Annotated in this window: 8 protein-coding genes; 2 read left to right on the top strand and 6 right to left on the bottom strand. The window is 61.3% G+C overall.

Annotated features, from left to right (window positions below; genetic code table 11):
• Together EK23_RS01605 and EK23_RS01600 are read left to right on the top strand one after the other, a co-directional pair.
• Window positions 1-2,178: a hypothetical protein gene (locus EK23_RS01605; protein ID WP_145998524.1), complete on the top strand. Its 2,178-nt coding sequence runs from the start codon at window positions 1-3 to the stop codon at window positions 2,176-2,178.
• Between the two features lie 198 nt (window positions 2,179-2,376).
• On the top strand, window positions 2,377-3,711 hold the full coding sequence (locus tag EK23_RS01600) for a phospholipid carrier-dependent glycosyltransferase (protein ID WP_045223508.1): 1,335 nt from the start codon (window positions 2,377-2,379) through the stop codon (window positions 3,709-3,711).
• Between the two features lie 28 nt (window positions 3,712-3,739).
• On the opposite strand, the gene EK23_RS01595 is transcribed toward EK23_RS01600, so the two are convergent.
• The 6 genes from EK23_RS01595 to EK23_RS23865 form a co-directional block, all read right to left on the bottom strand.
• Window positions 3,740-5,653, bottom strand: a complete 1,914-nt coding sequence (locus EK23_RS01595; RefSeq protein WP_045223507.1) for a hypothetical protein — start codon at window positions 5,651-5,653, stop codon at window positions 3,740-3,742.
• Between the two features lie 24 nt (window positions 5,654-5,677).
• Window positions 5,678-7,459: an NPCBM/NEW2 domain-containing protein gene (locus tag EK23_RS01590; protein WP_045223506.1), complete on the bottom strand. Its 1,782-nt coding sequence runs from the start codon at window positions 7,457-7,459 to the stop codon at window positions 5,678-5,680.
• Between the two features lie 8 nt (window positions 7,460-7,467).
• The gene (locus EK23_RS01585) at window positions 7,468-8,427 is read right to left on the bottom strand and encodes a glycosyltransferase family 2 protein (protein ID WP_045223505.1); all 960 of its coding nucleotides are present in this window, start codon (window positions 8,425-8,427) and stop codon (window positions 7,468-7,470) included.
• Window positions 8,424-8,900, bottom strand: a complete 477-nt coding sequence (locus EK23_RS01580; protein WP_082053910.1) for a GtrA family protein — start codon at window positions 8,898-8,900, stop codon at window positions 8,424-8,426. Before EK23_RS01580 ends, EK23_RS01585 begins: the two co-directional genes overlap by 4 nt.
• 258 nt (window positions 8,901-9,158) lie before the next feature.
• On the bottom strand, window positions 9,159-10,652 hold the full coding sequence (locus EK23_RS23195; RefSeq protein ID WP_145998523.1) for an Ig-like domain-containing protein: 1,494 nt from the start codon (window positions 10,650-10,652) through the stop codon (window positions 9,159-9,161).
• Window positions 10,653-11,124: 472 nt separating this feature from the next.
• Complete coding sequence (locus EK23_RS23865) at window positions 11,125-12,405, bottom strand: hypothetical protein (RefSeq protein WP_200892051.1); 1,281 nt, start codon at window positions 12,403-12,405, stop codon at window positions 11,125-11,127.
• Window positions 12,406-12,508: the final 103 nt, after the last annotated feature.

Genomic DNA, 12,508 nt, shown 5'->3' with positions numbered 1-12,508 from the left:
ATGAGTACTCTTGCATTGCATGACTCCGCCCATCGCGGCGGCTTGTTGGCGGGGCGCGCGCTGCTGCGAGCCCTGGTCGCCTCCCTGTGGCTGCTGGCGGGACGCTCTGCCTTGGCAGCCGTGCCTGCGGGCGGTCAGATGCTGGACGATGTCCGCGTGGAGAGCGGGGAGCAAGGCGCAGTGATCCATGTGGAGCTCGCCTCGCCCGTGCGCGTGATCCGCCATGCTCCCGCCGAGCAGGGCGATGTCCTGCGCCTATGGGTGATTCCCACCGATGCGGGCCGGGAGCAAGGTGTGGCCGCGCCACGCGAATCGCGGCGGTGGCAGGAGAGCGGCGAGGTTCCCCTGCAGGAAGTGCTCTATGAATATGGCACGGCAGGGGAGCAACTGGTATTGCGCTTTTCCCGGCCCGTCCGCTTCCGATTGAAGCCTGGCCAGGATTTTCGCAGCGTCGACGTACAATTGCTGGACGGCACGGCGGGAGACAGTGCTACGGCACCGATGGCCATGCCCGTTCCGGCGGCGAAGGGTAAGAAATCCTGCGACGTGCTGTTGGGGCGCAACCCGCCTCCGTCCGAATTGCTGGAGGGGGCGCGGCGCTGCGTGGTCCAAGAGGACTGGGCGGCGGTGCTGGGACTCTACGGCAAGCTGCTGCAGCAGCCGGACACGGCCTATCAGGCGGAGGCGCTGGAAATGGTGGGGTTGGCGCGGGAGCGCAGCGGACAGCCGTTCCGTGCCAAGTCCGAGTATGAGAAATATTTGTCGATCTATCCCAAGGGCGAGGGCGCTGTCCGGGTGCGCCAGCGTCTGGACGCTTTGGAAAGCGCGGGAGCGCAGCCGCAGCCCAAGCTCAAGCCGGTCTCCGTGGACGAAGGGCGCAACAGTTGGGAAACCTTCGGCAGCTTCTCCCAATATTATTTCCGCGAAGCCTTGATCAGCGACAGGCAGGGCGAGGTGGCGCAGCAGTCCTTGTTTCTGACCAACCTCGACGTCACCAGCCGCCTGCGCACGCCGCGATTCGATGTGCGGGGTCAGTTCGACGCCCGCTATCGGCAGAACTTCCTGCCGGTCACCTTCAACGAGAATGACCAGTTCCGCGTCAGTAATGCCTTCGTGGATATCGCGGACCGCCAGTTGGGCCTGTCCGGCCGTCTGGGCCGACAATCCCGGGCCAGTGGCGGCGTGATGGGCCGTTTTGACGGCGGCGTGGTCAGCTATCGCTTCAACCCCCAGTGGCAAGCCACCGTGGTCGGAGGTTTTCCGGTCAGGCCTTACCGTTCCACCGCGCCGGACTGGGACAAGTCATTTGCCGGCATATCGCTAGAATACGGGCCTTTCGCGGACTATTTCGCCGGTAACGTGTTCTTCATCAACCAGGTGGCCTCGGGGCGGACGGACCGCCGGGCGGTGGGCGGCGAGTTCCGCTACCAGCACCCGGTGCATCCGGTGTTCACCCTGCTGGACTACGACGTCTATTTCAACGCGCTCAATACCGCGCAAGTGATGGCCAATTGGAACTTCGACAACGGCGCCATCGTCACCTTCACTGCGGATTACCGCAAGACGCCCTATCTCAGCACCAGCAACGTGGTGATCGGCTCGGGCGCCGACTCCTTGCAGGACGCGCTGTTCCGCCAGTCCGACTACAACCTGGCCGCCATCGCGGAGGACAATACCGCCACCTTCAAGACGGCGTCCGTGGGCGGCATCATGCCGCTCACGCCCAGGCTACAAGTCAACGGCGACGTGACCGTGACCGACCTTTCGGCAACCAAGGGCTCGCCCTGGGTCACGCCTTACCAGGGCAGCGGCGTACAGGTGTCCTATGCCGGACAGTTGATCGCTAGCAGCCTGTTTCAGGAGGGAGACATCTGGAACTTCGGCCTGCGCTACTCGACTCAGCAGATCAACGACTACATTTCCCTGTTCGTCGATGGACGCCACCCGGTGACGCCGGATATCCGGCTGGACCCGAGACTCCGGGTGGACTATTTCACCAGCTTTGACGGACCGAGCGTCTGGCGCGTACGGCCGGGCCTGCGTTTCAACTACCGGGTCGCCGGCAAGCTCAATCTGGAACTGGAAGGGGGCTTCGAATACGCCAATCAGCCGGTTTTCAAGGACGAAAGGGATACGACCGGTTACTATATCAGCGCCGGCTATCGTTGGGATTTCTAGGACGCGCCGCCCTGGGACGATGACAGTGGGAGGGGCAGTGCAATCATGCCCTCCAGAGTTTGCCGCCCGGGTCGCGATTCTCCAGCGAAGCACCGAGTCCGCAAGGACTGGAGCTCCTGACACCCGCCGAAGGAAGCGGCACTTCTGCCGCACATACAAATCCGGGCCGCGCGAGCGGTCGTTGTTTTATGACGCGACATGTCCAACACCGATTCTTCCATGCTGACTCCGGATGCCCAGGTTTCCTTCTGGCAGAACCTGCGCCGTGAACGCCTCTACATGCTGCTGTTTGCCGGCATCCTGACTTTCTGTTTCCTGACCAAGGTTGCCCGCCTGGGCTTCCCGACGGACTTCTATTTCGACGAGGTCTATCACGGCTTTACCGCCACGGTCTATCTCCACGGCGATAAGCAGGCCTATGATCCCTGGGCCAAGCCGCCGCAGGGGAAGGCTTTCGAATGGACCCATCCGCCCCTGGCCAAGCTGATCATGACCGGGATGATGGTGGTGTTCGGTGAGAACTCATTCGGCTGGCGCATCGGCTCGGTCCTTTTCGGTACCGCCGCGACGGTGGCGACGGCACTGCTGGCCTTCGAACTTTTCGGCTCCATGACCGTTGCGTTGACCGCCATGGCGCTCATGAGTCTGGAAGGCTTGGTGCTGACCCAGTCGCGGGTGGCCATGAATGACGCCTATTTCATTTGTTTCACTTTGCTGGCCTTCATCTTCTATGTGCGCTGGCGCAAGGATGAGTCTCGCGTGCCGCCGCTTTACCTCTGTGGCCTGGGCCTGGGTCTCGCGGTCGCCACCAAGTGGACCGCCTTCTATCTGTTCGTGATTCTGGCCCTGGATCTGGCCGCCCGCGCCATCTGGACCCGAAGGCTGCCTGAGTCCCGTGTCCTGCTTCACCTGCCCCTGGCCCTGGCGCTGCTGCCGGTTGCTTTGTACATGGCTTCCTATATCCATTTCTTTGCCATGGGCTGGGAATGGAAGAATTTCGTCGAACTGCAGAAGCAGATGTGGTGGTACCACACGGGACTCAAGGCCGGGCATTCATTCCAGTCCGTGCCCTGGCAATGGATTTTGAACCTCAGGCCGGTGTGGCTGTATGTGGACTACTCCAAGGAGGGGTATGCGGCCAACATCTATAACCTGGGCAATTCGGTGATCCTGTACACCGGACTCTGGGCCGTGTTCTCGACCATGGTTCAGATGCGCGACCGCCTCGCCACCTGGCCGGTCTGGTTCGCCCTGCTGTCCTATTTCATGCTATGGCTGCCCTGGACCTTCTCGCCGCGCATGATGCTGTTCTACCACTACCTGCCTGCCGTGCCCTTGCTGTGCATCCTGCTCGCGCGCTGGCTCGAGGACAAGCGCACCAGCCCACTGGCTGGCGAGCAGGTACTGGCGCCCATGGTTCTCGGCATGGCCTTCGTCTGGTTCGTGGTGTTTTATCCGGACAACACCGCCATTGCCGTGCCGCAGGCTTTCGCCGACTTGGTGTACTTCGCCGTGCCGGGCTGGAAGTTCTAATGGCGGTCCGATTTTGTGGGCAGCTAGTCTAGGGCATTGCTGCCGGGATTGCGCGGGCCCGGTCGGATACCGCGACTATGTCGATGCCCCCCCTATGGAACACGATGGGATAATGCCGCTGGTAATCTCGGCCATCGATTTTGAAGCGCCGCCGCTCGTAGTCGCTGAGATAGACGTAGTCGATATGGTAACGATCCATCAGTTCGCGCGCGCTTTCCGGTTGCGTGAACAAGCGGGCCACGTCCGCCGCCTGGCGTTCGTAGTTGATCCCGTGGAAAAACAGGAAGGACGGGGACCCGAGCACGATATTGCGCCCGGTTAGCACGGCCACCGCGTTGTTGTGGTTGTCGGCCGTCAGAAACAGGCTGTCCTTGGGGGTTTGGGCCTTGATGAACTCTGCCGCAGCGACTTCGTCCGCATCGAACAGGCGGTAGGACGAGACCGCCTCCCTGCCCAGACTCAGAAGGGCCGCGAAGCTGCAGACCAGAAGCACGCCGGCAGCCAGCACCACGCGCTCACGCCTTCCAGCCAGCCCATTCCACAGCCGGACCAGGTATTCGCCCACCAGGATGCAGGCGAACACATACCAGATGTAAAACAGCTTGTTGTTGTCATAGGGGTTGGGCTGAAAGATCCATAGCTCCGCAACCACGAAAATCAGCAAGGCTCCGGAATGGATCTGCCAGCGGCGCCGGTCCGCGGCGCATAGCGACGGGAAAACCAGGAGAAACACCGGCCCCACATTCTTGACCCAGAACCAGGGCCAGATGTCGTGATCGTTGGCCCAGTCGAGGTGCAGCTTGACGAAGCCCCCTTCATTGGCCTGGCGGAAGGTCCAGTAGGTCAATTGCGGTATGGAAAGCAAGGCGGCGATCGCAGCGTAGAGCAGCCAATGTTTCCAATAAGCGCGGCGGTCGCCTGGCGTCTGGTCCGGACTATGGGCAAGCAGCCAGCCCAGCGAAACCAGTCCCAGGCCCAGGAAGGAATGGGTGTGGATCATCGGCATGAGCCCTGCGACCACGCCGGTTGCGAGGAAGTAGCGCGCCTTCCGGCTGCTCAGGGCATGCTGGAGGAGCCAAAGGGCAAGAAGCAGAAATGCCCAGCCGGCCAAGGTCGTGCGCTGGGGAATCAGCATGTCGCAGATGACATTGACCCAGCGTATGTTTTTATCCACCAGATTGGTTGGGGTTTCGTAGAACGCCGAGAAGATACGGGTGAAATTTCCGGGGTCCGTGGCCAGATTCTCCAGGAAATAGGCGAAGCCAAAGCCTCCGTTCAGAAAGAACAGGACGGCGGCGAGGATAGCGGCTGCTCGGCTGCCTGTGACGGCATAAGCCAGGACGGGAAAACCCCAAAGCACGCAGGCCATCAGCACCAGGCTGGGCAGTAGGACAGCCCAGCGCAGTGGTGTGCCCAACAGGAAGAAGGACGAAGAGAGGGAATCGACCAGGAAGGGGTAGCTGAGCCGGTGGCCCGGAAAGATGGAGTATTCGGGCGGAAAATGCCCCTGAACGGCAATGCTGGATACGATGCCCAGGTGCAGGCTGAGGTCGCCGAAGGTGGACTGACCCACGTAGAGACCGCCGTCCTCGCCTGGCAACAGCACGTGGGTGTGCAACAGGTAGGCGTAAAGTAGAAGGAAGGGCAGGGTGAAGGTAAGTGCCGGCGCGAAGATGCTCTTGGATTCCACTGGCGGAGATGGCGCGGGCGAGGCGAATCGCCAGCTCAGCAGAGGTATCACAGCCATGGCGCCCAGCGCCAGGCCGTGGCTTAGCGTGCCGAAGCCGAACGGGAACGAGAACAAGGCCACCAGCCACATCATGCCCGCCAGTCCCAGCAGGCTGCCGGACCAGATGCGGAACCACTCCGGCTGATCGCGGAAGACACGCCAGGCAGTGAGTACGCCCAGGGCCAGGAACACCAGCAAGTAGAGGACGCCCACGTTTACCGATCCGAGTTTTTTAATTCAATTCCTTTCGCCAGTTTCTTGGCAAGCCTCGAAGCGGGCCTCGGCCCAGTCGGCATGATCGTTGTTGTTATCGCCGAGGGAGTCCACCGAGAGTAACAGGCGGCGTCCGCCCTTTATGCTGACGTCGACGGGCATGGCCGCGCTGCCCGAGGTCAGTTCCGGACTATTCCAGATCCTAACCTGGTCCAATTCGACGGAAAACATGACGCGGCCGCCGCTGCTGCTCCGATCCAGTCCGGCCGTGGCCTTGAAGCGGCAGGCATCCTCCGGGATACGGTAAGCTATGGACGAGCGTGCGTGGGTTGCAAGGCCCGTGGCATAGCAGTCCGCGGCGATACATAGCGGCTGGCCCTGCAGGTTGCGGTCCGTCTGCAGTTCCCCCCATTCCTGGTACTGGTTTTCCGGTGCCAACTGGTTCAGAAACAATGCCTGTTCTCCGTTAAGCATCGCTTGGGCTGGCCGTGGAATGGCATCGGCCAGCTCCATCCCGAACAGTCCCGTCCAGGCCACGATCAACGCCGCGTAGGGCAAGCCGGGTGCGCTGCTCAAGTAGTTGATCAGGGCATGGGCCGCCACCTCGAAACGTCGGCTGGTGACATGCAAGGCGAGTCCGAAGAATGCCAGGATTACCGTCACCGAAAGGATTTTCCAACCCGGGGGGCTGGCCAGGTTGAGTACGAAATTGGTGTTGAGGTAGACGATGGTGGTGAGTAACGGGTACCAGAGGCGATACCGGGGTTGGTGGCTGACCCACAGGGCGCAGAAGGGCAGCGCCAGGAACAGGTAGCGTTCATGCATGGCGCTGGAGAAGGCAAAGAAACCGAGGGAGGTCAGTACCGCCAGGCCGAGAGCCGAATCCAGCCGAGGCCGGCGCCAGCACCTCAGGAAGGCGAAGCCGGAGAGGGCGGCGAACACCAGCATGCCGATGCGCGAGGGGCTGACCCAGGCCGCCCAGGGGGCGGCTGCCCATTCGCCGGTGAGGAGGGTCGGCGGCGTCAGCCTATGACTGCCTCCCGCGTATAAATACCAGAAGTTGGCCGCGTTCAAGCTGAAATAGGGGAAGGCGCCCACATTGCCCCAATAAGCGCGTTCCATGGCGGCATAGATGCCGCCGGCGGGTATGAAGGGCGCAAAGCAGAGCAGGACCAGAAGGGCGGCTATGATGGCGCCCGGTAGCTGGCGCCTCCACGTATTCATCGCGAGACCGGCAATCACCGGCACGAACACGATCGACTGGAATTTGATCAGCAGGGCCAGGGCCAGCAGCGGCAAGGTCCAGATGGCGCGGCGCCGGTCCATGGCCGCCAGCATCGCGGCATAGAGCGGAAGGAACGGCAGAAGGTCGACCTGTCCCCATAGCGGTCCGGTCAGGAATATCGCCGGGTTGAACACCGTAAGCCAGAAAGTCGCCGACTCCATGGGGTCCGACCCGCGCTCGATCAGGGTACGGGCGACCAGTTCGATCAGCAAGAGCTGGCACAGCAGCACCGGAAGCAGGGTCCAGGTCTTCACCAGCATATCGCTGTCGGGTGTCGCGCCGACAGCGTCCAGCAACCAGACGAGTACCCGGAACCAGTGCTGGATCAGGGGCGGGTAGTTGGCGGGCGGCCACATGGTGGCCAGAGCGGGATAGCCCCCTACCTGCAACTGCCAGATCCAGGACTTCCAGAACTCGATGTCCTGGTCCATGCTGGTCCAGTACAATGCGATGAGCATGGCGGCGGCGCTCAGCCACAGGCCGATGCGCCACCGCCCGCCTGCCGCCGTGGAGTCTTGCATGGTGATTTTCAGTCCTTTGGTTTGCCTGAGCGATCGAAGACTTCGGCGATGAAGTAACGAGGCCGCGCCTTGGCCTCCATGTAGATCTTGCCCAGGTACTCGCCAATCACGCCGAGGCTAAGAAGCTGGATGCCGCCCAGGAAATACATGGGAAGCACCGTGGATGCCCAGCCTGGAATGGCCTCATCGGTGTAAATGCGGACCCACACGGCCCATAGTCCGATGCCGAAGCTGATCGCGGAGATCAGAAGACCCATGGTGGTGATGATTCGCAGGGGCACCACGGAAAACGACGTGATCCCCTGCAGGGCCAAGGCCAGCATCTTGCTCAGAGGATACTTCGATTCTCCGGCGAAGCGCTCGGCGCGGTCGTAGTAGACCGTGCCGGTCGTGAATCCAAGCTGTGGGATGATGCCGCGCAGGAACAAATTGGCCTCCCCGTACTGGCGCAACGCCTCGATGGCCCGTCGGCTCATGAGACGGTAATCGGCATGGTTGAACACGATCTCCACGCCCATCAGGGCCAGCAGGCGGTAGTAGGCTTCCGCGGTGAAGCGTTTGAACACGGAGTCGGTCTTGCGCGCCTTGCGCACGCCGAAGACGATGTCGCAGCCTCCCTGGTAGGCGTCCAGCATTTGCTCAATGGCCGCGAGGTCGTCCTGAAGGTCGGCATCCACGCTGATCACCACATCGGCCTGGGCGGTCATCAGGCCAGCCAGCAGCGCATTCTGGTGGCCACGGTTGCGCGACAACTTTATGCCACAAACGAAGTCATGGGTCCTGGCCTGTTCGCCGATGATGCGCCAGGTGGCGTCCTTGCTGCCGTCGTCCACATAGTAGACCCGGTAGCCGTCGGCGACCTTGCCGCGCTGGTGCAGATCCGCTAGAAGGCTGGCCAGGCGCGATGTGGTTTCCGGCAGGACCTCTTCTTCGTTGTAGCAGGGGATGACCATTGCGAGGGTAGTCATTTTCGTCTGTCCTTGCGTTTTGATGGCTGCGGTTTGCGCTTCGCCGGCTGGCTTCTCTTTCCGCGCCGTGAGGGCGGAGCCGGCTTGGGCTTCGGCGCGGCGAATGTCCAGGTCAGGCTGGCCACAAAGTTCCAGAATAGCACCACGACGGTGGCCGCCAATTGGATCCCGATGTAGGGCCATGCGCTGTACCGCAGGCCTGCTTCGAGAATCAGGCCGTTCAATCCAAGTCCCGTTCCTGCCATGAACACGAAACGAGGCAGTGCGGACAGGTGGCCCCGCGTGGATTTGAAGGTAATGGCGTAGTTCAGCGCATAGTTGAATAGCGAGCTGACGATGAAACCCAGGGTCGATGCCCAGGTCGGGTGCCAGTGCCGGAATTGGACCAGCAGGATCAGGATGAGGTACTGGATGGCCGTGGCGGTGCCGCCCACGGCCACGAACAATATGAATTTGCGCAGTATGACCTTCATGGGTCGTCGTTTTTTGTCCAGGCCCAATGTCCGCGGGGAAGTGCTCTTCCACAAAGCGCATAGTTTAACTGCCCCCGGCGGCCGTGCCACTTTGGCTTTTTCAACGGCAATTGATCGGAGAGCGCAGCCCCTGCCTAAGCCGCTGGGTGATGAAAAGGCACCCCCTTCCAGCGAAACCGGAAGAGGGTTCAGGGCGGGACTTGCAGAGTGAGTCACTCAGGCGTAGAGGCGCCCAAGCTTTAACGGGGAACGATGGAATTACTCTTTGCAGCTTGCTGGCGCATTCTTAACGGTTCTTTCATCCACGTGGCCACCAACCTCGGCGCGGACAACACAGAACGTATCGCCAGTGGCGAACAGGCGCCATTCACCCTTGCTGTTGAGGGTAGCGCTGCCTAGTTTGGCCTGGCTTACTGCATCAGTCAGGTTGACCGAATAACCGGCATAGCTGCCGCTGCTGTCGGCCAAGCTGACTTTTCCGGAGATCAGCGTGGTGTGATCGTGGTTGCGTGCGAAAGCCTTGATGATGGCGATTGCACCGATCTTGGCGTCCACCGGCGCGCCATTGTTATCCATGACCACGATTTCCGTCTGCTTTGAGATCTGCTTATTGTTGGCGTCGAAGTCATCCGACGCGTTGATTTGCAGCGGGAAGCGTTTGCCAGCGTCCTGGGCTTCCGGGGTATACACCAGTTCGGCCTGCCATTGGCGCGTGGTTGGGTCGAACCCTGTGGCGCTCAGTTTTGCGCCGCTGGGCAGCTCATCGATGCTGAAGCTGACCCGGTCACCGTCGGCGTCGGTCGCGCTCAAGGGGATCTTCAGCTCGCTTCCCGGTAGGGCCACGAAAGTGCCAGGAATCGCCGCAATTTCCGGGTGTTCGTTCAGCCAAGCCGCCCGTTTGACGTTGAGCGTCAACTCGTGCTCGCTACTGGTCTTGCCGTCGCTGGCTTTCAGCAGCAAGGGATGCAGCCCGCTACTGCGCTTGCTCGGAGTCCAACTGAAAGTGCCCACGCCGTTCTTGATGCTAAATGAGGCGGAACCGTCCTCCGACTTTGCGGAGACCTTCTTGTTGTCCAGCCAAGCTGACAAATTGATGGGGTCGCCGTCGGTGTCGCTGGCTTCCACCTTGATCGTGACCGTAGAACCTGCGATCAGGCTGGCGCTACTGCCCGGCGTGGCATGGATGCGCGGAATGTGGTTGACCGCTGGCGGCGCGCTTGGCGCCGCGGGTGAGGGCTCGGTGCTCGGGCCAGGCGTAGCGCTCGGATTGGGGGTTGCTGCAGGTGTCGGAGTCGGCACGGCGGAACCGTTAGGCGTCGGCTTCGGAATTGCGGTTCCCTGGGGGGTCGGCACGGGTGCCGTCGTGGGGTTCGGGATCGGTGCCGTGGTCGGCGCGGCGGTTGGTTTGGCCGTTGGCGCTGCCGTCGGTTTGGCGGTTGGTGCGGCGGTGGGTTTCGGAGTGGCTGCCGGGGGACAGGCGGGGCTAACGCCATTGGCGAAGTTCTTGACGCCAGTGTTGCCACAGGACTGAAAGGCACTGAGTGCTCCCGCCTTCACTGTCGATTTATCAACGGTGGCACCGGCATCATGGCAGGCGAAGCAATTTGAAACGCCCGTGGCCGCGGAAATGGCCGGGCTAGCCATGGCACTTCCCGATAAGGCGCTGCCGGTGGCGACCAGAATCGCCAGCGGTAGCGCCTTGCCGTGTAGTTCCGGAAACGCGTGGTTTGGTCTCTGATGTCTCGGTTTCATGGTTCGCTCCTTAGTGTGGTTTTTTGCGTGACCCGGTAACTGTGTGGGCCGTCGTGGCCAATCCACGAATTTGTACACTTACAAGTCACGGAGATGTCTTACGCAGATCGTGTGCCATAAATTTAAAGCATTGAAAAAAATCAAATAATTTATAAATTGCATGGTAATTCTGATAAGAAATGTCGTTATCGCGGGACACTTTCCGTATTGCGAGCCCCCGGTCATGGACGTGCAGTCGGACCTTGCGTGCTGTTTTTGCGGGCGTTTGCGCGAGGCGGACCACACGAATCTGATGTGTCGCTAATTAGCATCGAAAACTCAAAAAAATAGGCAGAAAAGTAGCGAAATGATTGTGAATTTCTATTTATTGCGCCTAAAAGGGGGCAGGTGCTGCGCCGCAGCACCTGCCCAAGGCTGAGTGGGGGGTAAGGACGGGCCGACGGCTGAAGCGCCGGCCGCGCGGTCAGGAGACTTAGTTGTCGCAGTGCTTGGCGCCGCTGGTGTGCTTAACGCCTTTTTTGCCTTGGAATTCGCCTTCGACGAGACAGGGAACGGCGCTCTCATCCGCTACGGGGATACTGGCTCTCCACTTTCCGCGGTGATCAGCGTTGACCCGAGCCAGTTCGGCGTTGCTTTGCGGATCCGTGATGGTGACGGGTGAGGTGATAGCCGCCGAGCGGTCGGACTTGGAGATTCCCTTACGGAAACGCAGCTTCCCGCTCAATTTCAACTCGCCCGTCTTTGCGCTATAGCTCGCGTTCGAGACGGTAGCCGACTTCACGACCGTTGCGTCTTGAGACACGCCTTGCTCGGCAGGCAGCACCTCGATGTCGACCTTCTTCTCCGGAGACACGCTGCCATCGGCCACCGCCCTGAAGCCGATGGTCTTTTTCTGGCCGGCGTCCTCGGGTTTCGGGGTCCAGGTGACCACGGTCTTCGGCTTCTTTAGGTCGTCGTCATAGTCCTGGGTGACCTTAGCGCCTTTGGGCAGGTTGGATGCCTCGATCTTGACGTCGCGGTCCTTGTCGTCATGGGCCGTGACTGCAACCTTGGTAGACGTACCGGCGCGGGTGACCACCTTCTTGGGCGCATCGTCCAGTTCCGGCTTGGATGCATGATCGTCGTCATGCTCGCAGTCATCACGGTCATCGTCATCGCCCTTGAAGTCATGGCGGCCCTTCTTTCGCGAGTCATGATCGTCATAATCGTGCTTGCGGTCATGGTCCTCGTGCTTCTCGTGATCGTCGTCGTCACGACATTCGGGGGTTGGTCGGGGCGTTGCGCTGGGCTTAGGTGTTGCGGTGGGCTTAGGCGTCGCGCTAGGTGCAGGAGTCGGCGTGGCACTGGGAAGTGGCGTCGCTGTAGGGCCGGGTGTCGCGGTCGGTCCTGGGGTTGGAGACGCTGTGGGAGACGGAGTCGCCGTCGGTCTTGGGGTTGGAGTCGGTGTCGGTGTCGCAGTCACGGGATTGCACACCGCATTTACGCCGCCGGATTTGAAGGCGCTGGCGACGCTGGTGGTGGCATTGCCCTTGGATTCACCCCCTGCAGTGGAATTGTGGCAAGTCTGGCAGCCGTTCGTTAATTTCGCGGCGCACTGGCCTGCAACCTGGGCAAATATGCTCGAGGTGGCTGCGGCGTCCGTTGCAAAGCCTGCGGCAGCAAGCATCGCAGCGGCTGGTAGCGCTCTCCCCAGTACTTTTCTGGCCGGCGCATGCGGGACGCCGGTCGATACGGTGTTGCGTTGTTCTTTCATGGGTTACTCCGTGTAGTGGTTGGATAACAAACCCTTCCCGCTGCGCTAACCAGAGGGAAAGGTTCGTGGTACTGACGGGCGCGGCGCGGGCCACGCCCTTCAG

The organism is Methyloterricola oryzae, from assembly GCF_000934725.1.
In the GTDB taxonomy this organism is placed as follows: Bacteria; Pseudomonadota; Gammaproteobacteria; order Methylococcales; family Methylococcaceae; genus Methyloterricola; species Methyloterricola oryzae.
This window is presented reverse-complemented; position numbering and strand designations above follow the sequence as displayed.